Raw genomic sequence first — 26,870 nt, 5'->3', positions numbered from 1 at the left:
GCGCCATTTAGGTGCAAAAAGACCCTAACTAGTACTTTTGATGCGCATTTTTTCCACTCAGATAGTCACAATGCGAAACCCACATCACAAAAACCCCCATTTGAGACCAAGAGAGGCACCTTTAGGTCTAAGATAGTAGAGATAAGAAGCGAAGTGGGTCTTACAGACCTATAGCGCTTAAACACAAAGATTGTTCGACAACGCAACAACGCGCGGCGGGCGATCTCACAACCGCACAGAAGAGAGGTTGGATTAGTTTGGCTAACGTACCGAACGAGCACTCCCTGAGCACCCTTCTCGATGGCTTCAAGGACATCGACGTAGAAGAGACCCAGGAGTGGGCCGAGTCCCTCGAGGACCTTATCAAGACTCACGGCACCGAGCGTGCAGAGTACATCCTTCGCGCACTGCTCAAGGAGGCTGGCGCAAAGGGTGTTAAGGTCCCGACTCTGGTCAAGACCGACTACATCAACACCATCCCCGTCGACCAGCAGCCCGAGTACCCCGGTGATGAGGAACTCGAGCGCCAGTACCGCGCATGGATTCGTTGGAACGCAGCAATCATGGTTCAGCGTGCCCAGAAGAAGGGCATCGGCGTTGGCGGTCACATCTCCACCTTCGCAGGTGTGGCTGACCTCTACGAAATGGGCCAGAACCACTTCTTCCGCGGCCGTAACCACCCCGGTGGCGGTGACCAGGTCTTCTTCCAGGGTCACTCCTCCCCCGGTGTCTACTCCCGCGCATTCGTTGAGGGCGTCCTGACCGAAGAGCAGATGGACGGCTTCCGCCAGGAGAAGACCAAGGGCGCAAACGGTATTCCTTCGTACCCGCACCCCCGTTGCATGCCCGAGTTCTGGCAGTTCCCGACCGTTTCCATGGGTCTGGGCCCCCTGAACGCAATCCACCAGGCATCCTTCAACAAGTACCTGCACAACCACAAGATCAAGGACACCTCCGAGCAGCACGTCTGGGCATTCCTGGGCGACGGCGAAATGGACGAGCCCGAGTCGCGTGGTGCACTGCAGCTGGCTGCAAACGAGCACCTGGACAACCTGACCTTCGTCGTCAACTGCAACCTGCAGCGTCTGGACGGCCCCGTTCGCGGTAACGGCAAGATCGTTCAGGAGCTCGAGGCATTCTTCCGCGGCGCAGGCTGGCACGTCATCAAGGTCCTGTGGGGCTCCGACTACGACGAGCTGCTCAAGAAGGACAAGAGCGGCAAGCTCATCCAGCTGATGAACGAGACCCTCGACGGTGACTACCAGACCTTCCGTGGCGAAGACGGTGGCTACATCCGCGAGCACTTCTTCGGCAAGTACCCCGAGACCAAGGAACTGGTTGCAGACCTGACCGACGAGCAGATCTTCAACCTGCGCCTGGGTGGCCACGACGACAAGAAGCTCTACGCAGCCTACAAGGAAGCTATGGAGACCAAGGGCAAGCCCACCGTCATCCTGGCACAGTCCATTAAGGGTGCGGAGCTCGGCCCCTACTTCGAGGCACGTAACTCCACCCACCAGATCAAGAAGTTCACCATGGAAGCACTGAAGGGCTTCCGTGACCACCTGAACATCCCCATCTCCGACGAGGAGCTGGAGAAGGATCTGTACAACCCGCCGTACTACGTGCCCGAGGCAAGCCACCCGGCACTGCAGTACATGCACGCACGCCGTAAGGAACTCGGCGGTTACATCCCCGGCCGTGCAAACACCCAGCCTGAGATTATCCTGCCCGAGTCCAAGGTCTACGCACAGACCAAGAAGGGCTCCGGCAAGCAGACCGCTGCTACCACCATGGCGTTCGTCCGCCTGATGAAGGACCTCATGCGCGTGAAGGGCTTCGGTCACCGTATCGCTCCCATCACCCCCGATGAGGCACGTACCTTCGGTATGGACTCCTTCTTCCCCTCGGCTAAGCTGTACAACCCCAACGGTCAGAACTACGTGCCCGTTGACCACCAGCTCATGCTCACCTACACCGAGTCCCCCGAGGGCCAGATCGTTCACGTGGGTATTAACGAGGCAGGCGCAACCGCTGCGTTCATCGCACTGGGCTCCTCCTACGACACCCACGGCGAGCCGATGATCCCGATTTACATCTTCTACTCGATGTTCGGCTTCCAGCGCACTGGCGACGGCTTCTGGGCTGCTGCCGACCAGCTGTGCCGCGGCTTCGTCATCGGTGCAACCGCAGGTCGTACCACCCTGTCCGGTGAGGGTCTGCAGCACAACGATGGCCACTCCCCGATTCTGGCGTCCACCAACCCGGCGTTCAAGATCTACGACCCGGCTTACGGCTACGAGATCGCTCACATCGTGGAGCGCGGTATCGAGCAGATGTACGGTACCAAGGACGAAGACCACAACGTCATGTACTACCTGACCGTGTACAACGAGCCGATTCACCAGCCTGCTGAGCCGGCAAACGTTGACGTTGAGGGCATCATCAAGGGTATCCACAAGATTAGCGAGTCCCCGCTGACCTCCGGCCCCAAGGCACAGCTGCTGGCATCCGGCGTTGCTGTTCCGTGGGCTGAGAAGGCTCAGCAGCTGCTGGCTGAGGACTGGGGCGTCTCCGCAGACGTCTGGTCTGTCACCTCGTGGACCGAGCTGCGCCGCGACGGTATTGCCGCTGAGGAAGAGGCTCTGCTGAACCCGAACCAGCCCGCTCGCGTTCCTTACGTGACCCAGAAGCTGGCTGGCGCTGCTGGCCCGATCGTCGCGACCACCGACTTCGCTTCGGATGTTCCCGACCAGATCCGCCAGTTCGTTCCGAACGACTTCGCAACCCTGGGTGCTGACGGCTTCGGCTTCGCAGACACCCGCCCGGGTGCACGTCGCTTCTTCCACATCGATGCAGAGTCGGTTGTTGTCCGCACCCTGCAGATGCTGGCAAAGCGCGGCGAGGTTGCAGCAGACGTTCCCGCGAAGGCATTCGCTAAGTACGACCTGCTCAACGTGAACGCTAACTCCGAGCTGGAGCAGCACTAAGCATTTAGCTGTAGAACCCCGGTTCTGCGTTAGACGCTAAACGATGCCCCCGGTTGATGATTCATCAACCGGGGGCATTCGTGTTTTAACTGTGAAGGGGTGCAGGATACCCGAGCTGATTCCTGTCGATATGCTCGTTGACTATGCGTTTCTCATGTAATAAATCAGACGTGACCGGAGTTTTGGTTGCCTGGTGCGTCTAGCCGGCGAAGTGGCCGGTCACCTCCGCCAAACGCGCCGGATTCACCAAATCAGGGTGCGTACCCTCCAGCAGCACCGAACGGAACGACGACGCATGCGCCGCCCAACCCGCCGCATCCAGGTACGGCTGATCCTCATGCGGCACACCCACCAGCAACACGTCACCATCAAAGAACGCCTGCTCAGCACCACGCATCAACGCCGCCGAAGCACGCATACTACCCAAGCACACGCCCAACTTCTCCTCCGGTAGGTAACCCATCGCCGAGCCTGCCCTCTGCAGGCGTTCCAGGGTACCCGGCAGGTCAAGCTGCTCACCAGCCGCAGGCTCCGGCAAACCGCCCATACGCAGCAGCGCACGGAAGCTCTCCTGCTCATCCGGCGCAGGCACGCCCTGCCACTGCTCCGAAGGATACGCATCCAACAGGATGACACGCTCAACCTGCGCACCCGCAGCCTGCGCCAACGCCGCAACCTGCACCGCGGCAGTACCGCCCACAGACCAGCCCATCAGGGCAAAACGACGCGGCAGCGAACGCTCCGCCAGGGTCTTCTCAATCTGTGCCAGGTAGCCCTCAGCCAACTCCTGCAGGCTCGACGCAAACCCAGCCTGCGGGTCAGAGAACGCCTCAGCCTGCACAGCATACACACCCTGCTGAGCCGGAAGATGCGAAAGGTACCCCGCATAGCACCAGCCCAAACCACCCGCAGGCGGCAGGATAAACAGCGGCGCGGGGGCATCGGTAGCGTCATGCGCGGTAGGTTGTTCTCGCAGCGGCAGAACCGGCGCGAACTCCGCACCCTCGCCACGCTCGCCCGCAATAGACGCCGCCAAAGCCTGCACGGTCGGATGCGCAAAAAGCGCACCAATGCTCACGCTCAGACCCAGCTGCTCCTCAACCGCGGCAATCACCTCAAGAGCCGCCAGCGAATGACCACCCGAGGCAAAGAAATCCTCATCCACGCCGAAACGCTCACGACCCAGCACACCGGCAATAATCGAGCACAGCTGCTGCTCCAGCAGGCCGTGCGGACCCTCAGCATCAGAAGTCTGAGGGGTCAGGTCCAGGGACGCCAACAGCTTGCGATCAGCCTTACCGGAGGGGCTCACCGGCAGAGCAGGTAGAGTATGCCACAGGGTCGGCACCATGTAGTCCGGCAGAACCTGCGCACAATGCTCGCGCGCCGCCTCCACCAGCTGCTCGGCACGTTCAGCGGGCACGTCGCCGACCTCCAGCACCGCCGCCAGGGCAGGCTCACGCAGACCGCGGTACAGCAGAGCCACCGAAGCGCTCACGCCCTCAACCGCGGCAAGAGCCATCTCAATATCGCCCAGTTCCAAGCGCTGACCGCGCACCTTAATCTGGTAGTCCGTGCGGCCGCGGTAGCCAATGACGGCGCGACCATCGGGAAGAATCTCCCAGCACGCCAAATCGCCCGTGCGGTACAGGCGCTGACTCTCACCATTCAGCAGCGCGAGCGCACCGGCGGGAGCCTGCTCCACGAAAGCCGCCGCGGTCGCCTGCGGGTTGTTCTTGTAGCCGCGCGCCAGCTGCACACCCGACAGGTGCAACTCACCCGTCACGCCCACCGGCACGGGGTGGCCGGTCGGGTCAAGAATCAGGGTGCCGGTGTTCCAGACCGGCTCGCCAATGGGCACGCTCTCGCGCTGCGGGTCGTTGGACGTCTCCCAGAAGGTCACGTCCACCGCCGCCTCGGTCGGGCCGTAGAGGTTCAGCGGGTACACGCCCAGAACCTCGCCCGCAGCCTGCACCTGGTCCTTCTGCAGCGCCTCACCCGAGCAGACCACGTAGCGCAGGGGCTGCTCTCGGTCCTGACCGAAGCCGGCATCAGCCAGGATGCGGCGCGCCGCCGGCGAAGAGGTCAGCGCCGACAGCATGGTCGGCACAAAGTGCACCGCCGTGACGGACTGCTCGGCAATCACGCGCGCCAGGTAGGCGGGGTCGCGGTGACCCTCCGGGGCGGCAATGACCACGGCGGCACCCTCGGCGAGAGGCCAGTACAGCTCCCACACGTGCACGTCAAAGGAGATGGGAGTCTTGTGCAGAACGCGGTCGCCCTCCCCCACCGGAATCTGGTGCTGCTGCCAGCGCAGGCGGTTATCAATCGCGCGGTGGCTGATGGCAACGCCCTTAGGCCTGCCCGTGGAGCCGGAGGTGAAGAGCACGTAAGCGTCCTCGTCCAGGCCGGTTTTCATGCCCGGAAGCTCCTCTGCGGCGGGTGCTGAGGAGTGTTCCCCGTTGGGTTCCTCATCGCTCAGTAGGGGCAGAGTATGCTGGGGCAGGTTCGCGTGACGCTGCGGTTCCTGCGGGTTCAGCTCTTCCGCGCTCAGCGGCTGCAGACCGGGGCCGTGCAGAAGCAGGGAGCACTCGGCGTCCTCCATCATCACGCCCACACGCTCGGCGGGCAGATCAGGAAGCACCGGAACGTAGGTGGCGCCAGCGTACAGCAGGGCGTACAGCGCCACGTACTGCTCGGCGCCGCGGTGCACACGCAGACCCACTGCGTCGGAAGGGCGAACACCCCAGTCCAGCAGCTGCGCGGCAAGCGCACGGGCGCGCTCGTCCAGTTCGGCGTAGGTGAGGGCACGGTCAAAAGCGTAGGCGCGATCCGACTCAGGGGTGAGCACCTCACCGGGCGCGGGGGCAGAATCCAGCACCGCGAGCGCCTGCGGATGCGCCGCCACCGCGTCACGGAAGCGACCCAGCAGGGTCTTATACTCCATCGGATGCTCGGTAAGCGCCGGGGCGGTCAGCTCGCGCAGGGTCGCCAGTTCAGCCTCGGTCGCCAAGCCGAGATTGTTCAGGGAAGCGCCCTCGCGCTGCGCCTCCGCCGCGTAGGCGGGTAGCCACTCGCTCAGGCGGGCGGCGTGACGTTCCAGCTCCTCGGCGGTGTAGAGCGCCGGGTTCATGTCAATCTCGCAGGAGATGCTGTTGCCGCGGCCGGGCATGCCGCGCAGGGTGAAGGTCGCGTCGGCAACGGGACCGGCAGAGATATTGTGAATACGCGCGGTCGGTACCGCGGTTCCGGACTCGTCCTTGGAGGGTGCCGCCAGCGGCAGCACCGCGTCAAAGGGCACCACGTTAATCTGCGCACCAAACAGCCTTGACTGGGCGTTACGCGCGGTACGTTCGAGGTCTTCCTGACGAGCCAGCGGATGCTCGGCGTTACGGGCGTACTGCTCCTTCACCGAGTGCAGGGACTCCGCGATGGGGCCGGTCGCCGCAACCTGCACCGGCAGAACGTTCACCGCGGTACAGCCGGTCTGAGCGCTCACCGTGCCCAGGGCGCGGGTCGCCTCCGGCAGAGTGCGGGCGAACATGCGGTTCATCTGCGGCACGCCGAACGAAGCCTGCGGGTAGCCGCCCACACGCGCCAGGTACGAGCCGACGGCGGCGGTCGCCAGCACGGGCCAGGAGACGGCGTGCTGCTTTGCCGCATCCAGCAGGGCCTGCTGGGTGGGCACATCAATGCTGAACGCCAGGCGCACAGACTGCGCCGACGGGGAGGCGGTACGACCCGCCAGGGAGGTATCTTCCTGTTCCAGGGCGCCGCTCGCCTCCCAGAAGGCGACGTCTTCTTCACGGGCGGTGGAGGCGGCATCGTCGGCATCGAGCAGCTGCTGCAGGCTCATGCGGCGGGTTGCCGGAACCGGCTGACCGGCGGACAGGGCGCGGTATATCGCCGCCACGCGGGAGAGGCCGTTGAACGCGGCGAACCCGTCTGCAACCACGTGGGAGAAGGAGTGGTAGACCCAGAGGAAGCCGCCGTAACGCACCACTGCGCTGCGCACGGTCACGCCCTCATCGGTGGCGAGAGGCTGGGCAAGCAGGCGCTGTGCCCAGGCGCGTACCGGCGCGGGCAAATCAGAGTCAGGCAGGGCTGATTCAGGCAGGTCAGAGGCGTTCTCCTCCCCCGCCTCGGCAGTGTCGCTCAGCTCGTCCTCATCCACGAGCAGGTCAATACCCTCAAGGAACACCTCAAGCGGCAGAATCTGCTGGGATGCGGAACCATCGGCAATGCGGGTGCGCACGCGGAAGCCCTCGTTCTCGCGGTAGAGCTGTTCAAAAGCCTCGCGCAGCAGAGCGAGGTCGGTGTCTGCGGGGCATTGCAGAACCTCCGCGGTGTTGTAGCAGGGGTTCGTGGGGTCAATCGCGGCGGCAAAGTAGATACCGCGTGCGTTAGTGGTTAGCGGCAGCCAGGGGCTGTCAGCGCTGTGCTGTGCGGAGGGGTTCGCGGCGGTGCGAAGGTCGGAAGCAGTCCCGAAGCTAGCGGGTGCGGTAGTATCAGCTACGCCCATGGTGGCCTCTCTCAAGGTCTGGATCAGGGATCTGGATTAGGGATGAGGTGTGTGTGAAGGGTCGGGCTACTCCCCCGCCGTTTCGCGCTGGCAGAAGTGCACTAACAGAAGTGCGCTGACAAGTGCAAACGCAGCTACACAACACGGCGTAAAACCGGCGCACAGAAAAACGAGGCGAGTAGCAAACACCCCGGGCGCCCGTCTGCATTCGCGGCAGGCGGGCACTCGGGGTGCGGTAACGCTTAGCCCAGGCGGGAGGCGATGAACTCCACGGTCGGGTTCTCCACCAGCTCGGTAAACTCAATCACGGCGCCCTCAGCGGCAAGGTCGTCGAGCAGGGCGAATGCGCCCATAGAATCCATGCCCAGGGAGAACAGGTCGGTGGTCGGCTCGTCAAAAGCGGTCTGCAGGGAGTCGGGCTCGACGATGTACTTCTCCATGATGGGGCGCAGGGTCTCAAATGCGGACATTTTTCTCCTCAATAGGGGTAGGAATAAGGGCGTACGGTTTAGCTGAAAATGATCAGCTCAAAGGGTTTAGCCGAAAATTTCGGCAAGCTTGGCGCGCAGCTCGCGGCGAGAAATCTTACCCACGTTCGTGGTGGGCAGCTCCTGCAGAACCTGCACGCGCTCCGGGATCTTGAAGTCGGCGAGCTTCTTCGAGGTGAAGAACTCGTGCATCGTACGGCGCGGGTTCTCGCCCAGGTCGGCGCCTTCCTGCGGCACAATGACCAGGCCCACGCGCTCGCCCACGGTCTCATCCGGGATACCCAGAACCACGGCGTCAAAAACGTCGGGGTGGGTCAGCGCCAGCTCTTCGATTTCGTCCACGGCAATCTTCTCGCCGTTGCGGTTAATCTGGTCCTTCGCGCGGCCGGTCACCTCAAGGTACTTGCCTGCGACCAGTCGCACAATGTCGCCGGTGCGGTAGAAGCCGTCCTCGGTGAATCCGTAACGGTTTGCGTTCTCCTCCAGGTAGTAGCCGCGAATCGTGTACGGGCCGCGGGTGAGCAGGTGGCCGCTCTCGCCGCGCTTGACCGGCTGATCCTGATCATCAACAATCAGGATTTCGTCGTCGGGGCTGATCGGGTAGCCCTGAGTCCTCAGACGCATCTCAATCGGGTCGGTCGAGCGGGTGTAGTTCACCAGACCCTCAGCCATGCCGAACACCTGCTGAACGGTGCAACCGAGCACCGACTCAATCTTGCCCGCAACCGCCGGGGCCAGCTTCGAACCGCCCACCTGCAGGGTCTGCAGGGACGGCAGGGACACGCCGCGCTTCTCCGCGGAGGCGACCCACGCCTGAGCCAGCGGCGGCACCAGCGCGGAAGTGGTCACACCCTCCATCTCAATGAGGTGGAACGCAGTCTGCGGGGACGGATCCGCCGCAAACACCAGCTTGCCGGAGGCGCACATGACGCCCAGAATACCGGGCGAGCTCATCGTGAAGTTGTGCGCGGCGGGCAGCACCACGAGCATGGTCGTGTTGTTGTTCAGCTTGCAGATATCGACCGAGCCGCGCACCGAGTACAGGTAGGCGGCGTGGGTGCGAGGAATCAGCTTCGAAATGCCGGTCGTACCGCCGGAGAGCTGCAGGAACGCCACCTGCTCGCTCGCACGCAGGTTCTCGGTGTTCTGAATGACGCCGGGCACGAACTCTTCAGCGAGCTCTTCTTCGGTCAGCGGGGTCAGCGGCTCCGCAACATCAATAGCAACCGGCGGCTCCTGGGAGTTCTTGCGCAGCTCGGCGGCAACGTCCTCGTGCAGGGCGGCGAAATCTGCGCCCGGGGTCAGCGAAGAGAACACGTGCGCCGCAGCGTCGGTGCGGGTCGCAAAGTGCACGAGCTCGGTGGTGCGGTGCTGCGGCAGGCAGAACACCGGCAGCGCCGCCGCCCAGAAAATACCCAGCAGGTACACCAGGTACTCGGCGGTGTTGCCCAGCTGCAGCAGCACGCGGTCACCGGGCTGCACACCAGCTTTCACGAGGCGCGCCGCAGCAGCACGGCCTGCCGCCTCCAGCTCACCGTAGGAGAGGCGAATCTGCTGAGGCTTGCCGTCCTCATCGAGCTGCGCGTGCGAGAGCGCCACCAGCGCCGGGAAGTGCGGCTTTGCGCGGCAGGTATCCAGCAGGAACTCGGGGATGGTCTGGTCAATCCAGTAGCCGGCTTCGCGGTACTTCGCGGCAAAAGACTCGGGGATGAGCGGCGTGGGGGCCAGGGGGCTACGTTCTACGGTCATCTTCTCTCGATTTCTGTGTCGTTTGCGGTTTCTATAGCGCTCACGTGCTGCGTGCGTTCGCAGCGTGATGCCATCTCGTCAATGAGGGCGGGTGCGCAACCTGCGCCGGGTACCCTTCGGCACCCCTCGCGGCGCGGTAGCGTTGCACTTCTCTTAGGCTGCACTTCTCTAGGATACGGGCGCGGCGGTGTTTACCCTAACGGGAACCCCGCACGCCCACCATGCGGGGCGGACTCTACCCGTGGGGCGCTAGGCGGCATCTCGTAGATCCTCAGCGGATCCCGGCTCAGCGCCAGTCTCCTGACGGCAAGAAGCGATCATACGTTCCAACGCCGGCACAATCGCACCGCGCCAGCACGCATAATCGTGACCGCCGTTGAAGGTCGTGCAACGCACATTCTTCAGGCCCAGCTTTTCCAGGCGCTCCTTCAGCTCGCGGTGAGGAGGCACCAGAACCCACTCCTGCTCCCCCACCTCAATCTCAAGGTGCAGGTGACGCAGGCGGTCAATCTCACCCGCCGCTTCCAGCTCGTCCAGGCGGTCCATGACCTGCGGCTGCCACAGCGACGAAGACTGCGCAATCGCGCCGCCAAACGCCTCCGGGCGGCTCAGCACCGCCAGCAGGGAGGACAGCCCGCCCAGCGACTGACCGTTAATCACAATGTTCTGCGGCGCGGTCTTAATGCAGTGCACTGCCTCCAGGTGCGGGAACGCGATCTCTACCAGGTAGTCGGCAATCGGGTTGTCGCCGTTCAGCTCCTTCCAGCGGTTCTCGCGACCGCCAGAGTGCAGGAAGAACACGTGCATCGCCGGAATACGGCCCGCCTCGTGGGCGCGGTTGAGGGTGTGCTCCATACCCTGGCTGAACCACATCTCACCGTCGAACTGGATGAACAGCGGCGCGTCCGGGGCGGGGTCACCCACGCGGCCGAGCACATACTGGTGACCGTCAGAGGTCTGCATCCACTCGGGGGCGGGCAGCGCATCAATCTCTTCCTGAGTCAGGATGAACTCCTGCACCGGCGCATGCTCAAGCTGCACCACACCCATACAACGACCAATACGGTTGCACACGGTCTCGGGGTTCAGCGGGTCACCCTCGCCAGAATCCAGGGCGGCGCGCAGGCGCACCTGGTCGTCATCGCCCAACCAGGCGGGGCGCTCGCCGGGCAGCGCCGGCAAGAAGTTGTAGGAGGCACGCCAGGTGGTTTCCATCTGTATGCTCAGCTGCCACCAGCCAGTGCCCTCGATGCGGGCCATAAGGGAACGGTCAAGGTTCTTCTCATCGGTCAGGCGGTTGATGAACATGAGCACCTGCTCCGCCTGCTCGTTGCGGTACAGGAAGGTGACGATGCGCTCGTTCTCACTGATGCTACCGTCTTCGCGGTGCACCGGCTCGATAATGGGGGTGCCTTCGGAGACGATCTCAAGGATGCGGGCGTTCAGCTCTTCGGGGCTGACCGCATCGGCGATAATGGCGCTGATGAGGGGGCTGTCCACGCGCGGTGCCGGTACGGGGCGCGGGATCTTGGGAGGGGCCGGGCGCACAGCCGGCGCAACGGTACGCGGCTGCACGGAAGCAGCTTGTTCAGAAGCGTTCTGCGTGGGAACGATCGCGGTGGGTTCGTGCTCGCCCAACGGTTCCTCCTTGGTCTGTGGAAACACTCAATCGGTGAGAATCGGTGAGGAGGCGCATTATTGTTAGTTAGCCTCTACTACCTCACTCTATGGTATCCCTTACCCAAACTCCAGCCAAAGGGAAAAACGAAAGAACCAAAAGATGACATTCATGACAGCGAACACACGCTGCTAAAACCCAAGCACGAAGCCGCCGCAGCCCCGCCCAGACCGGCACAGCCCCGCCCAGACCGGCTCAGAGCAACCCGGCCCAGCCCCACCTAAGACCAGCCCAGACCCAGCCCAGAAGTTAAAAGAGATGAGGCACCGAGACCGTGCATCAAACCTCTCAAGTCGCAACTTTCAAAGTCTCATGCGGCAGTCTCGGTGCCTCATCTACGGGTTCCCAAAATGGAACCTACCCAGTGCTCGGATCCGTTCATGCGTCAAAGACGGGCGAGCACCGGGTAGGCGCCCTACGCGCAGGGGATCCTGGGTCCCTCAGATCCTAGCGTTCGCTGCTTGGCGCAATGCCGAGCTTTTCCACCCGTACTGAGACGGTTGGTGCTAACTCCCACGCGGCTTAGGGGCGAAAACTATTCGCTTTCGCGGGCCGCCGAAATAGCGTCAGCGGCAATATGAATTGTTTGGTTCTCCTTCGGAATAACCAAAGGGGTACCAGTGCATGGATCAGGAATAATGACCGATTGCAGGTCAAAAACTTCCTGAATGAGTTCCGGTGTAATTATCGCACGCGGATCGCCCTGAGCGATAATCCGGCCCTGCTTCATTAACACAACATGAGTAGCATACCTGAAAGCGAGGTTCAGGTCATGCAAAACCACGGCTACCGTTCGCCCTTCGGAATGCAATTTCTTCGTCAGGTTCAGCACCTCAATCTGGTGCGTGATATCCAGGTAAGTGGTCGGCTCATCCAGCAGAATCAGCGGGGTCTGCTGCGCCAGGGTCATGGCAATCCACACACGCTGACGCTGACCGCCCGAGAGCGCCTCAATGGGACGCTCAGCAAGCTCCAGCACGTTCGCCGCCTGCATCGCCTCCACGCAGGCGCGCTCGTCCTCATCAGACCAGGAACGCAGCAGCGACTGGTGCGGGTAGCGGCCGCGCGCCACCACATCCGCCACGGTCACGCCGCTAGGCGCCTCCGGGGTCTGCGGCAGCATCGCCAGGATCTTGGCGATAGCGCGGGACTTCATCTGCGGCAGCGGGGTGCCGTCCAGGCGAACCTCACCCTCCTTGAGCGGGTTCACGCGGGCAAGAGCCTTCAAGGTGGTCGACTTACCGCAGGCGTTCGGGCCCAGGATAACGGTCAGCTCCCCCTCCGGCACCTGAAAATCTACCCCGTTGAGCACCGTATGCTCACCGTAGGCAACCACCATGTTCTCGCCTTCAAGGCGGGTCGTCACACTAGCGTTCACTAGCTCTTCTTCCTTTCGAGGTAAATCAGGTAAATCAGGTACAGGCCGCCAATCGCGCCGGTCACCACACCCACCTGAATGATGCGTCCGGGAACAGCGAATCGGCCAATCAGGTCAGAGCCGAGCACCATGAGCGCACCCATAAGTGCCGCGGAGGTGAAACCCACCCCGCCACTGCGAGACAGGGTCTTCGCGATGTGCGGTGCCGCCAAGGCGACAAAAGCAATCGGGCCGGTCGTCGCGGTCGCCAGCGAAACCAGAAGCACACCAATAAACAGAGCCGCCACACGGTACGCATTCACGCTCACACCCAAACCGGATGCCACCTGGTCACCAAAACGAATCGCGCCCAGCGGGCGGACCAGCATCAGCAGCAGCGGAGTCACCACGAGCAGCAGACCCAGCAGTGCGTAGGTGCGCTCCCACGTGATGTCGTTCAGCGAACCGGCAAGCCAAGACGCCGCGGTCTGCGCCTGAGTCAGCGAAGCACGCACCACCAGCAGCGCATTGAACGCCGCCAGGGTCGAACCCACACCAATACCGACCAGCACCAGGCGGAAGCCATGCAAACCCGTACGGCGCGTCAACAACCACACCAGCACCGAAGTCGCCAAGCCACCAACCACAGCGCCCAGAGCAACCTCAACGGGACCGGAATTGAAGACAATAATCTGCAACAGCGCACCGGTCGCGGCACCATTCGTGAAACCGATAATATCCGGCGAACCCAGGGCATTACCCGAAATCACCTGGAAAATCGCACCCGACAGACCAAGCGCCGCACCCACCAGAAGCGCCGCCACAATACGCGCCGCACGCTGCTGAGCGAAAGTCACAGCAATCTGCTTACCCTCACCCATCAACGCCGGAATGACCTTCTCCGGGGCGATCTTGTAGTCACCCTGCAACATGCCCCAAAACGCCAGCGCCGCAATCAGCACCACCAACGCCACATTCAGGATCAGCACACGCCACGGCACCTGAGCACTCAGCGGACCGCGCACAGTCAACACCGGGCGGCCGCCCAAATCGCGGCCGCGACGACGTGCAGAACGATTAGCGGGGCTGGTGGCAGTTGCCGTCGAAAGAGCGGAAGAATTCGACATTAGAGAGCCTCCACCTTACGACGAGTCATCAAGAACAAGAACACCGGGGCACCGGCAAGAGTCGCCACAATACCCACCTGAGTCTCCTGCGGAGCCACCAGCACACGCGCCAACACGTCAGCACACAGCAGCCACACCGGACCCAACAGTGCCGAACCATAATTCACCCAGCGCACATCATTACCGAGCAAAGCACGCACCACAAACGGCACCGCCAAACCCACAAAACCAATCGGACCCACCGCAGCAGTCGCCGCACCGGCAAGCACCGTCACCGCCAGCAACGTCAAGTTCTGGGTCGTACGCACGCTCACGCCGAGGCTGGTCGCCGCCTCCTCGCCCATACTCAGAGCATTAATCGCAGGAGCCACAAAGAACGCCACCAGCATACCCAGTACAATCACCGGACCCACCGTCGACGCGATATCCATACCGCGGCCCTCCAGTGAACCGGCAACCCACACACGGAACTCGTTATACGCATCCTGATCAGCCAAAATCAGGCCCTGCGCAATCGCCGACAGCGCCGCAGAAATCGCCACACCCGCCAGAGCGAGCTTCACGATCGACCCGTCACGACCACGACCCAGCGTATACACCAGCACCGCAGCCAACGCGCCACCAATCGTCGCAGCAACCATGTACTGCCAAATACCCATCACACCAAAAACCACCACGGAGCCAATCACAGCCACCGCAGCACCGGCATTCACACCCATCAGGCCGGGCTCAGCCAACGGGTTACGAGTCAACGACTGCATCAGAGAACCGGCAATAGCCAACGCCGCACCCGCCGCAAGACCCACCAGGGTACGCGGAATACGCTGCTCCATCACAATCGTCTGCGCCTGCTCAGAAGCAGTGCCATTGAAAACAGCCAGAACCTGATCCGGCGGAAGATTATTCGACCCGAACAGCAAAGAAGCAGCCACAGCCCCCACCAAAAGCACCGCAAACAAGAACAGAAAAGCCAGGCGCTTACCCAACTTCTGCCCCTGAATCACAGAACCCTGACGGGACGTACTCTCCTGCTGAACATCTCGGGACAATGAGCTCGTGCGGGCCACTATGCTCCTTATGTTCGATACAAGAAAACGGGGAGGCGCACCCAGCGCACCCACACCACGCGAGGGGCACCCGGCACACCGGTAGATAATGAGAGAAACGCCGGAGCGGGCGGGTTACTCCCCCACCCGCATCCGACGTTAAGTCTTAGCGCTTACGGGTCAGCAGCAGCGCAGCGGCACCCACAATGCTTACGCCCAGAACCACCACGCCAATCCACGGGAACGCAGCACCGTAAGTCACGGTCTGAACGGTGGATGCGGTGTTAGCGGAGTTCGAAGCCGAAGCGCTCGGGTTCGACGCAGTACCGCGCGCAGAAGACGAAGAAGATGCGCTCGCCGAAGCGGTCGCCTTCTTCTGGGCATTTGCAGAAGCCGAAGCAGCAGGCGCAGCGGAAGAGCCAGAGGTACCGGAGGTACCGGAAGAGTCAGCTTCCGCGTTCAGGCGGTCGTACTCCTCCTTAGTGATGGTGTTGCCCTCAGCGTCGGTGTACACGGTCTCAGCCTCAGCCGCGCCACCTGCAGAACCATTCGAGGAGCCGTTCGAACCACCATTGGACGAGGACTCGTTGGAATCGTTAGAGCCCTGAGCCTCGTCTGCAGAGTCTGAGTTGTTAGAGTTCGAGCCGCCGTTCGAGGAACCACCGTTGCTCTTCGAGCTGGAAGAGCCGCGGTTCGAGGAAGAACCCGAAGAGTTCGAGGAGGAATTATCCGAACCGCCCTCACCCACCACGGTGAACTCGGGGCTACGGTTGCTGTACGCCTCGGTGCCCAGGTACTTGCCGTCCTTGTCACGCTTCTCACCAGTTGCAAGGAAACGCAGAGTGTGAGTGCCAGCGCCAACATCCGGCAGAACGAAGGAACCGGAGACGTTACCGTTGCCATCGGTCTTCTGCTGGTGCACCACGCAAGCGCCCTGTGCCGCATCGGAGGGGCACAGGTTACCGTCGTCCACCTTCACGGACACCACAGTGTTTGCGGGGAAGCCGCTCACGCTAAAGGAAATCACGCCGTGCTCGCTCACAGAGGAGGAAACAGTCGAAGAGGTGCCGGGGGTAGATGCCTTCGCACCGCCCGGAGGCAGAGCGGATGCAGTGCCAACGCCCAAGCCCAGCGCCAGGGTTGCGGCAGCACAGGCGGTCAGCGCCTTAGAGGTCAGGGATGCCTTCGGGGCTCCCGAAAAAGGTGCACGCATGGTGGTCCTTTCAAAATTACCGGGGTCGAAGCTGAACGCTACCGGGTTCGTGTAGGTGAAGTTCAGTAGGTCGGTGCAGTTCAGCGGGTCGTGACCCGAATGGTTGGAGGCACCCGATCCACGCCCCTGTTCAAGGGTGCAGGGTCAAAAGTGTGGAGCGTGGACCGGTGCCGATGTGAATGTGTGGTCAGAGAGCTTACTTCTTGGAGGTGCGCAGAATCAGAGCCGCAGCCAAAACCACCAGGCCAGCCGCCGAAAGCAGCAGGTTGTTGGCGTTGTTGACCACCCACTTGGTCAGGCCGGTCAGCTCAGTACCCTCAATGACCGGGCCCTGAGCCTTGGTGCCTGCGGCGGAGTTCTGGGAGCCCTGCGTGTTCTGCGAGCCCTGCGAACCAGCGGCTGCCTTCGCAGCCTTCTTCGCGTTGGCTTCGGTCTTCTGCAGGCTGGTAGCCAGGGACTTCTGCGCGTTCTGAACCTTCGCCTTAGCCTGCACGCGGTTCACGACCGGGGCGGTGCTCTGCGAGAGCGCGGCGAGGGACGCGTCCACGTCGGTGGCGCGGGTGCTGATGCGGCCGCCCGCGTTACGCATGGGCACAGGTGCCGTGGAGGTTGCGGTTGCGGGGTTCTCGTTCAGCTCTTCGACCAGCTGGTCGGTGGCGTCCTGCTCATCGCGGGAAACGTCCTGACGAGGGGTAACAGCACGTTCCACGGTCATGTCAGCAAAACCGAGCACCGCATTGTCAGCGCCCTGGTTGCCGTTGTGCACGACCACGCGGTAGGTTGCGGCGGGCATGCTCACACTGGTTTCGTAGCTGAAGCTACGGTTGCCATCCAGGCGCTTCCAGCCGGAGCCGTAGAGGGTCTGCGGGGAGTTGCCGAGGTAGGTTGCGGCGTACACCCAGGTGCCCGGTTCAGCGTTCGGCACGGTCACGGTCACGGTGGAGCCGTCACGGCTCACCTGCACGCCATTACCAGCGGTCAGTTCGGAGGCGTTGACCGGCTCGGGTGCATCAACGGGGGCGTACTCACCGATGGTGAAGGTGGTGTTGATGCCGCCCTGGCTGTTGGCGCCGCCGTAGGTTCCGGATCGGTCGCCCTCACGCAGGCTACCGGTCAGCAGGCGCAGGGTGTGCTCACCGGAGGCGTACTTGGCGGCGTCTTCGTCATTCTTGAAGGCTGCGTTGTCGCGGGTGGGCAGGTCAATCCAGGCGTCGATATGGCCGTTCTCATCGGGGGTGATGACAGCCCAGATGGTGCGGTTGTCGTTGACCGCGGTGGCGTCGTTACGGGATACCTTGCCGTCGTCAATCTTCAGACCGATAACGGATGCCTTCTTGTCTTCAGGGTTGCACCAGCCGTCACCGGTCAGGTGCAGCTTGCCGCCCTGAACCGCCTTGGGGTTCTCGATGCTCAGGCGCGGGGTGAAGGAGCCGTCAGCGGGGGTGCAGGTTTTCGAGTCTTCGCTGGGTGCCGGGGTGGGGTCTGCAGTAGGTGCCGGGGTGGGTTCTGCGGTAGCAGAGGGATCCGCGGTAGGCTCGGCAGTCGCAGAAGGCTCAGCGGTAGCAGAGGGCTCCGCAGTAGGCTCGGCAGTCGCAGAAGGCTCTACAGTTGCGCTGGGCTCAGCGGTAGCAGAGGGATCCGCGGTCGGTGCCGGGCTCGGAGCCGGGTCGCTCAACGTAATATTCTGCGACACAGATGCACGACGGTCGTAGGTGTTGCCGTCCGCATCCGTACCGCCCAGGGAACCGGAAAGCACCTGAATACGGTGGCTGGTGCCTTCCACGGTCCAGCCCTTGTTCTTGAGCTGTTCAGCGGTCAGACCAGTGTTTTCGGGGGTCGGCAGGGAGACCTCAACCTCGAAGGTGCCGTCCTCCTTGGCGATTGCCATGAAGTTCGCGGGCGAGTTGCCGCCCTGCTTGGTGAGCGGGTTAATCGCCTGGTGCGCTTCATCCGGCAGGGCGTCGAGGAACTTCACTGCGAACACTGCGCCGCGACCGGGTGCGGTGCTGGTAAAGCCGGTGCCGCGCAGCACGAGCTTACCTTCGCGCCACTTCTCGGTGGAGATGGTCACGGCAGCCTTAGCTTCCTGCTGGGTGGCGGCGGGGGTATCCGCGAATGCGAGAGTGGTGCCGGTCAGCGCTGCTCCGGGGGTGATGAGCGCGCCGGCGAGAGCCACGACGGCACCGTAGCGGGCTGCGGTGCGCACGGGTCGAGTTTCGGTCATGGTGGTCCTTGAGGATGGTGTGGTGGGTCGTGCATCCCCTTCCCGCCGCGGTTTTTAGGTCGCGGTGGGAAGGGTGGCGGAAGCTTCAGCGGGTGATTGCTTCACAGGGTATTTAGAGCGGGGCGTTTAGAGCGGAAGCGCCTTCTTGACGTCTTCGATAATGCCCTCGAGCAGCAGCGGGCCGCCGGTGGAGGTCCACTTGGAGCCGTCCACGAGAATCACGTGGTCGTCCTTGACTGCCTTCAGGTTGGTGAAGCCGGAGGTTTCCTTCGCCTTATTCAGTGCTTCTTCAGCGCCCTGCAGACCTGCGGTACCCTGTGCGTTCGGGTTCTTCTGGCTTGCGCCGCCGAGGGTGCCGAGGAACATGTAGTCCGCGTCGATGGTTGCCAGGTTCTCCAGAGAGACCGGTTCGGAGTGGCCCTGGCCGTTGCGGTCCTGCGCCTCGGGGCGCTTGAGGCCCAGGTCGTTGAGTACCTGGCCGGCAGGCAGTTCCTTGAGGATCAGGGCGGGGCCGTTGCCTGCCCAGCGGACGATGGAGAAGGTCTTGTCGCCGTACTTGGGGGCGAGCTGATCCTTCAGCGCTGCGGCGTTTGACTCGTATGCCTTGATGACTTCTTCGCCCTTGTCGACCATGTTCATAGCGTTGGCGACGTTGCGGAAGTTGATGCGCCAGTCGCCGCCCGCGTAGCCGCAGTAGACGACGGGAGCAATCTTCTTGAGGGTTTCGAAGGCCTCAGAGCGCTTGTCTACGCCGGTGGAGTCGACCAGAATCAGGTCGGGATCAAGGTTGCCAATCTGCTCGTAGTTGACCTGGGCGACGGTGCCGATAATCTGCACGCCCTTGGCGCGGTCGGCAAGGTAGTTGGGCACGCCGGACTGGCCGCGACCGGAGACGGAACCGACGGGGGTCACGCCGAGGGCGAGCAGGCCGTCGAGGGTGGGCTCAGAGAGGACGATAACCTTCTGCGGGTTGGCGGGAACTTCTACGTTCTCCTCGTCAATGTCCTTGATGGTGCGGGTACCGCTGTTGCCACCGGAGGTGGAACCGCCGGAAGTGGTGGTCGTGGTGGTCTCGCTGCTGCATGCCGCGAGGGCGAGAGCAGCCGAGGAGGCGAGCGCCAGGCCGAAGAATGCGCGGCGGTTAACGCCCGATGCGCCGTGGTTTTCGGCGTCGGTCAGCTCGGTTCGGTTGAAAGACATAGTTCCCCCTAGATATGACTAAACTATACCTAACCTTACAGATATCTGAGTGTTACATCAAGATGTGTTCTGTTTGCCTTCTCTGACCGCCAGGATACCCGGTTTTGCCGCGGAATTGCGCGGGGTAACATATATCACGCTTTGTCATAGTCTTGCTGACACTATGTCATTTAAACAGGCCCTCTCCCCTGCTGTTACCTTGCTATAAATCTGCGGCGGTTGAGAACGCCTGGTACGCAAAACGCCCCGCCGCGAAGAGCCGCGACGGGGCGCAGACTTCACAACGGGGCGTTGAGGTTTTATAGATGCGGGCAGTGACTGGGCACTGTTACCGGCGGGGCACCGCTAGTGGCCGCAACCGCAACCGGCGCCGGAACGCTTGACCGATGCGGCCGCCGCACGCAGGGAGGCGATTGCCGCCTCCGGACCGCCGAGCGCCTCGTCCACACCGTAGACCGAGCTACCGGCAACAAAGCAAGTTGCGCCCGCCTCCGCGGCACGCAGGATGGTCTCTTCGGTGATGCCGCCGTCCACCTGCACGGTCACCGGCAGGTTCGCGCCCTCAATCGCCTTGGCGGCGCGGGCAATCTTCGGCAGGGTCACGTCCAGGAACGCCTGGCCGCCGAAGCCGGGTTCCACGGTCATGATCAGCAGCATGTCCAGTTCGCTGAGCATGTCCAGGTAGGGTTCCACGGCGGTTGCCGGACGCAGCGCCATACCCGCCTTCGCACCCTCAGCACGCAGGGTGCGCGCCAGCTTGATGGGGGCGATAGCCGCCTCCGCGTGGAAGGTCACCGATTCGCAGCCCATGCTGGCATATTCGGGTGCCCAACGGTCGGCGTCCTCAATCATCAGGTGCACATCGAACGGCACCGGGGAGATTTCGCGCAGACGCTTGACCACCGGCGGGCCCCAGGTGAGGTTGGGGACGAAGTGGTTGTCCATCACGTCAATATGCGCGGCGTCTGCGGTGGAAATGCGCTCCAGCTCGCGCTGCAGGTTCGCGAAATCCGCCGAGAGAATCGACGGGTTAATGGCAATACCCATGGGGTTCCTTTCAAATCCGTGCCGTATGGCCAGTGATGCTAGGCGGTGAAGCGGCTAGTTCTTACGCAGCAGGGCGAGGAACATGGCGTCGGTTCCGTGCACGTGCGGCCACAGCTGCGCGGTGGTCGGGTTCTCCGAAGCCTTCACGACCGGCGCACCCTTCTTGACCTTGATCTCGGGGGTGTGGCCGGGGTCCTTCTCCCCCGCCAGCACGCTCACGGGTTCGCCGTTCGCGCCTTCGGTGTGCAGGGCAACTTCGCGCAGTGCTGCGGCGGAGTCGAGCAGGCTGACCGCGCCGCTTTCGAGCACCTCGGCAACAATGTTCTGGGTTTCTGCCGCGTGCGGGGAGCAGGTCACGTAGGCGATGACGCCGCCGGGGCGGGTCGCCTCAATGGCTGCGTCCAGGAGCTGACGCTGCAGGGGCAGCAGCTCGGCAATATCGCGCGGGGACTTGCGCCAACGCGCCTCGGGGCGGCGGCGCAGGGCACCCAGACCGGAGCAGGGCACATCCACCATGACGCGGTCGAAAAGCTGACCGGGTTCAATGAATCCGGGCAGGTCGGAGGCATTCTTGCGCAGGGTTTCGCGGATCTGGCGGCCGTCGCCGGTGAGTACCGTGTAGCTGTCCTCGGGCAGGGGGCGCATGGAGGATTCCACGAGCTGCGCGCGGTGCGGTGCCGCCTCGTTGGCGACCAGGGATGCGCCGCGCTGAATACCGAGCGCGCCGAGGAGCGCCGCCTTACCGCCGGGGCCTGCGCACAGGTCGAGCCATGCGGTGTCGGTGCCGTCCAGGGGTGCTGCGGCGAGCGCGCGTGCCACCAGCTGGGAGCCAGCATCCTGCGCGCGGACGGTGCCTTCACGCACGGATTCCAGGCGCGCCAAGTCGCCGGAGGCGTACAGCGCCGAACCTTCAACCAGCTCGCCGTCGACGGCGCCCTGTTCGCGTGCCTCGTCGAGGCTACCCAGGCCGGGCAGTGCAACCAGGTTCACCACGGGGGCGAGGTTGTCCGCTTCGAGCAGCTGCTCAATTTCGGAGGCGGGGCGGCCGTGCGCGACGAGTGCCTGGCGCATGGAACGCACAATCCAGCCGGGGTGCGAGGCGAGCAGCGCCATGCGTTCGGTGTCGTCCTTCGCGTCCTCGATGATGAGTTCGTACCACTCTTCGGGGGTGCGCTCGGAGACACGGCGCAGCACCGCGTTGATGAAGCTTGCCGGGCCCGCACCGATCTTTTCGCGTGCTAGGGACACGCTCTGGTTCAGTGCCGCGTGGGCGGGAACGCGCATGTTCAGCAGCTGGTGCACGCCCATGCGCAGCACAATCAGGGTGGTGGTGCCGACCTTCTCGATGGGGCGGTCTACGCAGCGGCTGAGGATTGCGTCGTAGGTGCCCTGGTGGCGCAGCGTGCCGTAGGTCAGCTCGGTTGCAAAGCCTGCGTCGCGGTGGTCGAGGCGGTGGCTACGAATCGCCTTGGGCAGCACGAGGTTCGCGTAGGCGTCAGATTCCGCCACGGAGCGCAGTACGTCGAAGACGGTTGCGCGTGCGGTGTCTGCGGTACGCGAGCGTGCGGAGGGTGCCGCCGCGGAGAATTCGCGGGCGGACATGGAGCGGCGGTTGCGTTCGTGGCCGCTCTTATTGCGCTGGGAGGTGCCGCCGCCACCGCGTTTGGTGTCGTCGTGCTCGGTCTTGGCGCGGCGTGCGGCGCGTTCGACGCTGGTCAGGCCGTCAAAGCGGCGGCCGGTACGCGATTCGCTGCGGGAGTTGTCGTCCCACTTCTGCGGGCGGCCCTGCGAGCTTTGATTCTGCGAGCGCTGGTTCTGAGCGCGCTGGGAATTCTGGGACTGCTGGCGGTTCTGCTCGCTCACACCAGAACTCGAGCCGTTGCCAGCGCCGGAGCGGCGACGACGCTTACGCTTCGCACCGCCCTCACCCTGACCGCCGCCCTGATTGAACTTACCCTGACCGCTACCCTGGCTGAACTTGCCGTTGCCGGGCTTGCCATTGCCAGCGTGACCGGACTTGCCGTGTCCTCCCTTGTAGGGGCGCTTTTCGTTGCTCATGCGAGTACCACCAGGCCTTCCGCCATGTCCTTGCCAGCGCCGCGAGCCCACGCGGGCGCATCCATCATTTTCTTACCGGCAGGCTGAACCTGCTGCAGCATCAGGGGTTCGGTACCGGTGCCGACCAGTACCTTCTTTGCGTGCAGACGCACCGCACCGGGTGCGAGGGGGCCGCCGTTCGCCTCGGTCAGGGACTGCACCAGGCGCTCGTCGGCAACCGCCAGGCCACCGATCTTGAAGCGGTTTTCGCCCAGTTCGCACCATGCACCGGGTTCGGGGGTCACGCCGCGGAAGCGTGCCAGGATTTGCTCGGCGGGTTCGGTCCAGGTGAGGCGGCCGTCGGCAATGCTCATCTTGGAGGCGTAACTGACCGACTCGTCCTCGACCTGCACGGTGCCGTTCTCGCCCGCTTCGAGGCGTTCGAAGGTGCGTTCAAGCAGTGCGCCGCCGCTGGTGGCGAGGCGCATCAGCACGGTGCCTGCGGTGTCGTCGGCGGCTACGGGGGTGGATTCCTGCTCGAAGGTGGGGCCGGTGTCCAGGCCTTCTTCGAGCAGGAAGGTGGTGGAGAAAATTTCCTGCTCACCGGCGATGAGGGCGCGCTGCACGGGGGCGGCGCCGCGCCATGCGGGCAGCTTGGAGAAGTGCAGGTTGACCCAGCCGTAGCGCAGGGATTCGAGCGCGGGCAGCGGCAGCAGGGCGCCGTAGGCGACCACGGCGGCTGCGTCAGCGTTCAGCTCAGCGATGGCTGCGGCGGCTTCGTCGTTCCAGCGGTTTGCTTTCACGATGGGCAGGCCGAGCTCTTCGGCACGCTGCGCGACCGGGGAGGGAGTGAGCACGCGCTTGCGGCCCACGGGGGCGTCTTCGCGGGTGAGCACGCCGACCACGCGAACCTTATCGGAGTTCGCCAGGTAGTCGAGCGGGGGCACGGCAACGTCGGGGGTGCCTGCGTAAATAATGTTGAGCATGTGAGCCTACTTTCCGAAGCTACCGAAGGAGGAACCGGCAGAGCCTGCACCGAACGCACCACCCACGCGGGTTGCACGCTCGGTCACGGTCTTCGCGGCGACATTGTTGTAGTCTGCGGCGCGCAGGGCACGCATCACGCGCTGGCGGTCTTCTCCCACGAGGCGGTCGATGAACAGCTTGCCGTGCAGGTGGTCGGTTTCGTGCTGTAGCATGCGCGCGAACAGGCCCTCACCCTCCAGCACGAGGGGTTCGCCGTGGCGGTCCACGCCGGTCACGCGCGCCCAGTTCTTTCGCGGGGTTGCGGACTTCTGACCGGGCACGGACAGGCAGCCTTCGCCGCCTTCCTGGTCTTCTTCGCCGACTTCGAGCACGGGGTTGATGATGTAGCCTTCGCGGTCGTCAATGCCGCCGAAGGTGAAGATCTGCTTGGAGATGCCAACCTGCGGGCCGGCAAGGCCCACGCCGCCCACGTCGTACATGGTTTCTAGCATGTCGTCGATGAGTCGTGCCAGGTCGTCGTCGAAGACGGTGATGGGGTCGCAGACGCTGCGCAGCACCGGGTCGCCTACGGTGCGGATGCTCAGGATGGTCATGGTCCTCCTTTGCCGGCGGGGTGCCGGGAATGTGCTTACGGATTTCAATATGGCGGCAGAACTGCGCTGGTAGAACCTCGCGGGTGAAACCGCGCTGGCGGACTCTCTCGGCAGGAGGGTTCTCCCAGTAGCGGGTTCTTCACAGCAGGTGCGCGGGCGCCGTTCTGCCTATTGTTCTATTGTCGCCGATTCAGTAGCGCGAATCTAGAACGAATCGAGGCGCTGGGGGTGGAGGCGGCAGGGTGAGGGCTGAGCCTCGCCTCCCTGGGCTCACTTCCCCAGGGGTTTGAGCTTCTCCCCTATGCCCGACACTTCCCTATACCGCGGGCAGGGGTACTCATCTATGCCGCGGGCGGCGGTACTACAGGCATGAGCGCGGGGTCTTCAAATTCTTGGACCTGGCGGTCGAATTCCCAGACGCGGCGCAGGGCGCAGAACTTGTACCAGTTGCGTTCGAGCACGGCGGGATTTGCCTGCTGCGGCAGCACCTGCGTTTCGCCGAGGGCCACGCCCATGAGGACGGGTGCGTCGCCGTATTTCCAGGGTTCCCAGGTGCCTGCGTCGGGGTCGAGGAGGGATTCTTCGGCTTTGAGTCCGGCTACGAGCTGCATGACGACTTTTTCGTCGAGTGCTTTGACGCGGCCGCGTTTGTCGGTGCCTTTGGTTTTGTAGTCGATGATGCAGGTTCGGCCTGCGATTTCTGCGACGAGGTCGAGGGTTCCCGCGTAGCCGACGGTGTCGTTCCAGATGGTGACTTCGGCGGCGAGGGGGCGGGGCTTGAAGGCTTCCCACCATTCGTCGAAGCGGTCGGCGTAGGCTTGTTCGCCGTTGATGATGAGCTGTTCGCGGCTTTCGTCGAGGTTGTGTTCGCGGCCCATGGCGCGTAGGGCGACGGCTTCGGCGTAGTTGTGGACGCGGTCGCCTCGGGCGGCGGCTGCGTCGCGGTATCGTTCGGAGGCGCTGGCTGCGTCGCGGATGATGGCGAATTTGAGGCCGTGGGATCCGGTGGCGCGGTAGGCGCGCTGGTCTTCGAGGGCGGCTTTGGCGGCCATGTACCCGTGCCAGCCGCTGAGGTCGTTGGCGTGCTGCCCGATGACGGTGGTGATGGAGGGGACGAGGGGTTCTCCTCCGCGGACGCGCGCGTACATGCGTCCGTAGTCGGTGGCTGCGGCGAGTTCGGGTGTTGTCACGGGGTACCTCATTCTCGGGTGGTTGTGTCCGCGGCTGGGTTTGTACTGCTTGTGGACACAAATACCGGTGGGCATAATAAAACCCCCGTTCCTTGAAACGGGGGTTATTGGTGCGTGATACTGGGTTCGAACCAGTGACCTCTTCGGTGTGAACGAAGCGCGCTACCACTGCGCCAATCACGCTTACGGATAAGACTATACCGAGGCTTGGCGTGAAGGTCAAATTTTGCGCTCCCCTTTTTTTCTTCCCGTTCCCTTCTCGAGGAGTATGCGGCGGCACCATGGAATCTAAAAGATCATCCCACCAGAGGTGACTGCAGGTTCAGTAATGACTTATGGACTCTGGTCATGAGGTACGGACTTTGGGGCTGGGTTAGCGTTTTGAGGGATAGCTTTTAACCATGGCTGAAGTCGCTAAGTCATTACCGAATCTCAGTCCGGTTTCACTGGATAAACAAAAAAGCCTGGCTTCCGAAGAAACCAGGCTTTTTTCCTAGTGTGACCCCAACCGGTTTGTAACGGTGACGGAGGGGCATGATGCCGAGCGCGCGAGGAAATCCATCATGCCCCGGAGTGCCGCGACGTAAGGAGCGGCGCCGTGAGAGGCTCACGGCGGCACCGTAGAATCTAAAACCAGTCTTTACCGGATAAACAAATAAACCCTCAGCCAGAAGACTGAGGTTTTATTCCTAGTGTGACCCCAACCGGATTTGAACCGGTGTTGCCGCCGTGAGAGGGCGGAGTACTAGGCCGCTATACGATGGGGCCGCAACCTCCGTGAGGAGGTTAGCTGGGATACCAGGACTCGAACCTAGAACAAAGGAACCAGAAACCTTCGTGTTGCCAATTACACCATATCCCATTACCGTTCCGTTTCTCGCCTTTCGACTTATCACCGGAACGAGTAATAACTATACGGGTCTTTCTGGAGGCGTGCAAGCCGAAATCTAGAGAGCCGCCTCACATTCACGGTTTTATGCCCGCTACTTCCGCGTGTTTCCGGGGTTTTTGGGGTTAAAAAGTTTTTTAAATTTCTTCAAAAGGAGGGTTTTGGGGCCGATTTTCACCCCTCAAAGCAGCTTCCAAGGGGCTCAGAGAGTGGCTTTAACCTCTCCCCCGCACGCTTTGCATCCCAAATTTTTTTGAAGATTTTTCCTGTATTGCCTCCCGATAGCCAGATGACCGGACAGTCAGGTCGTCAGATAGCCCGGCAGCCAGCACCCAGGTAGCCAGGTAGTCAGATAGTCTGGCAGTCAACCCACCCAAGCAACCGCCTCGGGAAAGATCACAGGACCCCGCCCCCCGCACCTCCAAAAACTAAAACCCCGGAGACAATAAAACCCCAGAGACAACAAAAAAGCCCCGAGGCGAACCTCGGGGCTTGAGCGGAGCGGTTGACGAGACTTGAACTCGCGACATCCA

16 protein-coding genes and 3 tRNA genes are annotated in these 26,870 nt (G+C 62.9%); 1 reads left to right on the top strand and 18 read right to left on the bottom strand.

Translation table 11 applies throughout. The annotated features are described in order from the left end of the window. Positions 1-257: 257 nt before the first annotated feature. Positions 258-2,990 (top strand): pyruvate dehydrogenase (acetyl-transferring), homodimeric type, encoded by a 2,733-nt coding sequence (gene aceE, locus HMPREF2919_RS03905; protein WP_049352774.1) that lies wholly within the window; start codon positions 258-260, stop codon positions 2,988-2,990. A gap of 199 nt (positions 2,991-3,189) precedes the next feature. On the opposite strand, the gene HMPREF2919_RS03900 is transcribed toward aceE, so the two are convergent. The 18 genes from HMPREF2919_RS03900 to HMPREF2919_RS03815 all read right to left on the bottom strand — a co-directional run bounded on the left by HMPREF2919_RS03900 (position 3,190) and on the right by HMPREF2919_RS03815 (position 26,310). Continuing rightward, positions 3,190-7,512 carry a non-ribosomal peptide synthetase gene (locus HMPREF2919_RS03900; protein ID WP_210395313.1) on the bottom strand — a complete coding sequence of 1,441 codons (4,323 nt, stop codon included), beginning with the start codon at positions 7,510-7,512 and terminating at the stop codon, positions 3,190-3,192. Positions 7,513-7,754: 242 nt separating this feature from the next. Continuing rightward, a complete protein-coding gene (locus HMPREF2919_RS03895; protein WP_005507422.1) occupies positions 7,755-7,982 on the bottom strand; it encodes a phosphopantetheine-binding protein in 228 nt (75 codons plus the stop codon). A gap of 66 nt (positions 7,983-8,048) precedes the next feature. Continuing rightward, positions 8,049-9,749: a (2,3-dihydroxybenzoyl)adenylate synthase gene (locus HMPREF2919_RS03890; RefSeq protein WP_049360349.1), complete on the bottom strand. Its 1,701-nt coding sequence runs from the start codon at positions 9,747-9,749 to the stop codon at positions 8,049-8,051. Between the two features lie 249 nt (positions 9,750-9,998). After that, on the bottom strand, positions 9,999-11,387 hold the full coding sequence (locus tag HMPREF2919_RS03885) for an enterochelin esterase domain-containing protein (RefSeq protein ID WP_070666314.1): 1,389 nt from the start codon (positions 11,385-11,387) through the stop codon (positions 9,999-10,001). Positions 11,388-11,962: 575 nt separating this feature from the next. Next, entirely contained in the window at positions 11,963-12,805 is an 843-nt protein-coding gene (locus tag HMPREF2919_RS03880) for an ABC transporter ATP-binding protein (protein ID WP_049349016.1), read from the bottom strand. Next, complete coding sequence (locus HMPREF2919_RS03875) at positions 12,805-13,911, bottom strand: FecCD family ABC transporter permease (protein WP_049337913.1); 1,107 nt, start codon at positions 13,909-13,911, stop codon at positions 12,805-12,807. Before HMPREF2919_RS03875 ends, HMPREF2919_RS03880 begins: the two co-directional genes overlap by 1 nt. Further along, a complete protein-coding gene (locus HMPREF2919_RS03870; protein ID WP_080974469.1) occupies positions 13,911-14,978 on the bottom strand; it encodes a FecCD family ABC transporter permease in 1,068 nt (355 codons plus the stop codon). Before HMPREF2919_RS03870 ends, HMPREF2919_RS03875 begins: the two co-directional genes overlap by 1 nt. Positions 14,979-15,123: 145 nt before the next feature. Continuing rightward, the gene (locus HMPREF2919_RS03865) at positions 15,124-16,170 is read right to left on the bottom strand and encodes a plasmid partitioning protein (protein ID WP_070666312.1); all 1,047 of its coding nucleotides are present in this window, start codon (positions 16,168-16,170) and stop codon (positions 15,124-15,126) included. Positions 16,171-16,366: 196 nt separating this feature from the next. Further along, positions 16,367-18,394: a peptidase gene (locus tag HMPREF2919_RS03860; protein WP_070666308.1), complete on the bottom strand. Its 2,028-nt coding sequence runs from the start codon at positions 18,392-18,394 to the stop codon at positions 16,367-16,369. Between the two features lie 126 nt (positions 18,395-18,520). Beyond that, on the bottom strand, positions 18,521-19,594 hold the full coding sequence (locus tag HMPREF2919_RS03855; protein WP_070593435.1) for an ABC transporter substrate-binding protein: 1,074 nt from the start codon (positions 19,592-19,594) through the stop codon (positions 18,521-18,523). A 345-nt stretch (positions 19,595-19,939) separates the two neighbouring features. Next, positions 19,940-20,641 (bottom strand): ribulose-phosphate 3-epimerase, encoded by a 702-nt coding sequence (rpe, locus tag HMPREF2919_RS03850; protein WP_070593436.1) that lies wholly within the window; start codon positions 20,639-20,641, stop codon positions 19,940-19,942. 54 nt (positions 20,642-20,695) lie between these two features. Continuing rightward, positions 20,696-22,699: an RsmB/NOP family class I SAM-dependent RNA methyltransferase gene (locus HMPREF2919_RS03845; protein ID WP_070666305.1), complete on the bottom strand. Its 2,004-nt coding sequence runs from the start codon at positions 22,697-22,699 to the stop codon at positions 20,696-20,698. After that, positions 22,696-23,664, bottom strand: a complete 969-nt coding sequence (fmt, locus tag HMPREF2919_RS03840; protein WP_070666302.1) for a methionyl-tRNA formyltransferase — start codon at positions 23,662-23,664, stop codon at positions 22,696-22,698. Before fmt ends, HMPREF2919_RS03845 begins: the two co-directional genes overlap by 4 nt. A 6-nt stretch (positions 23,665-23,670) precedes the next feature. Further along, positions 23,671-24,258: a peptide deformylase gene (gene def, locus HMPREF2919_RS03835; protein ID WP_070666299.1), complete on the bottom strand. Its 588-nt coding sequence runs from the start codon at positions 24,256-24,258 to the stop codon at positions 23,671-23,673. A gap of 341 nt (positions 24,259-24,599) precedes the next feature. After that, positions 24,600-25,448: a PD-(D/E)XK nuclease family protein gene (locus HMPREF2919_RS03830; RefSeq protein ID WP_070642970.1), complete on the bottom strand. Its 849-nt coding sequence runs from the start codon at positions 25,446-25,448 to the stop codon at positions 24,600-24,602. A gap of 108 nt (positions 25,449-25,556) precedes the next feature. Next, positions 25,557-25,631, bottom strand: a tRNA-Val gene (locus tag HMPREF2919_RS03825). A 512-nt stretch (positions 25,632-26,143) separates the two neighbouring features. Next, a tRNA-Glu gene (locus HMPREF2919_RS03820) sits at positions 26,144-26,216 on the bottom strand. A 22-nt stretch (positions 26,217-26,238) separates the two neighbouring features. Continuing rightward, positions 26,239-26,310 (bottom strand) — tRNA-Gln (locus HMPREF2919_RS03815). Between the last annotated feature and the right edge of the window lie 560 nt (positions 26,311-26,870).

The organism is Rothia sp. HMSC068E02 (genome assembly GCF_001813565.1).
Classification (GTDB): domain Bacteria; phylum Actinomycetota; class Actinomycetes; order Actinomycetales; family Micrococcaceae; genus Rothia.
This window is presented reverse-complemented; position numbering and strand designations above follow the sequence as displayed.

Coding starts and splice junctions, on each gene's coding strand:
- HMPREF2919_RS03900 (WP_210395313.1), bottom strand. CDS start 7,512: ATGGGCGTAGCTGATACTACCGCACCCGCTAGCTTCGGGACTGCTTCC.
- HMPREF2919_RS03895 (WP_005507422.1), bottom strand. CDS start 7,982: ATGTCCGCATTTGAGACCCTGCGCCCCATCATGGAGAAGTACATCGTC.
- HMPREF2919_RS03890 (WP_049360349.1), bottom strand. CDS start 9,749: ATGACCGTAGAACGTAGCCCCCTGGCCCCCACGCCGCTCATCCCCGAG.
- HMPREF2919_RS03875 (WP_049337913.1), bottom strand. CDS start 13,911: ATGTCGAATTCTTCCGCTCTTTCGACGGCAACTGCCACCAGCCCCGCT.
- HMPREF2919_RS03865 (WP_070666312.1), bottom strand. CDS start 16,170: ATGCGTGCACCTTTTTCGGGAGCCCCGAAGGCATCCCTGACCTCTAAG.
- HMPREF2919_RS03860 (WP_070666308.1), bottom strand. CDS start 18,394: ATGACCGAAACTCGACCCGTGCGCACCGCAGCCCGCTACGGTGCCGTC.
- HMPREF2919_RS03855 (WP_070593435.1), bottom strand. CDS start 19,594: ATGTCTTTCAACCGAACCGAGCTGACCGACGCCGAAAACCACGGCGCA.
- rpe (WP_070593436.1), bottom strand. CDS start 20,641: ATGGGTATTGCCATTAACCCGTCGATTCTCTCGGCGGATTTCGCGAAC.
- HMPREF2919_RS03845 (WP_070666305.1), bottom strand. CDS start 22,699: ATGAGCAACGAAAAGCGCCCCTACAAGGGAGGACACGGCAAGTCCGGT.
- fmt (WP_070666302.1), bottom strand. CDS start 23,664: ATGCTCAACATTATTTACGCAGGCACCCCCGACGTTGCCGTGCCCCCG.
- def (WP_070666299.1), bottom strand. CDS start 24,258: ATGACCATCCTGAGCATCCGCACCGTAGGCGACCCGGTGCTGCGCAGC.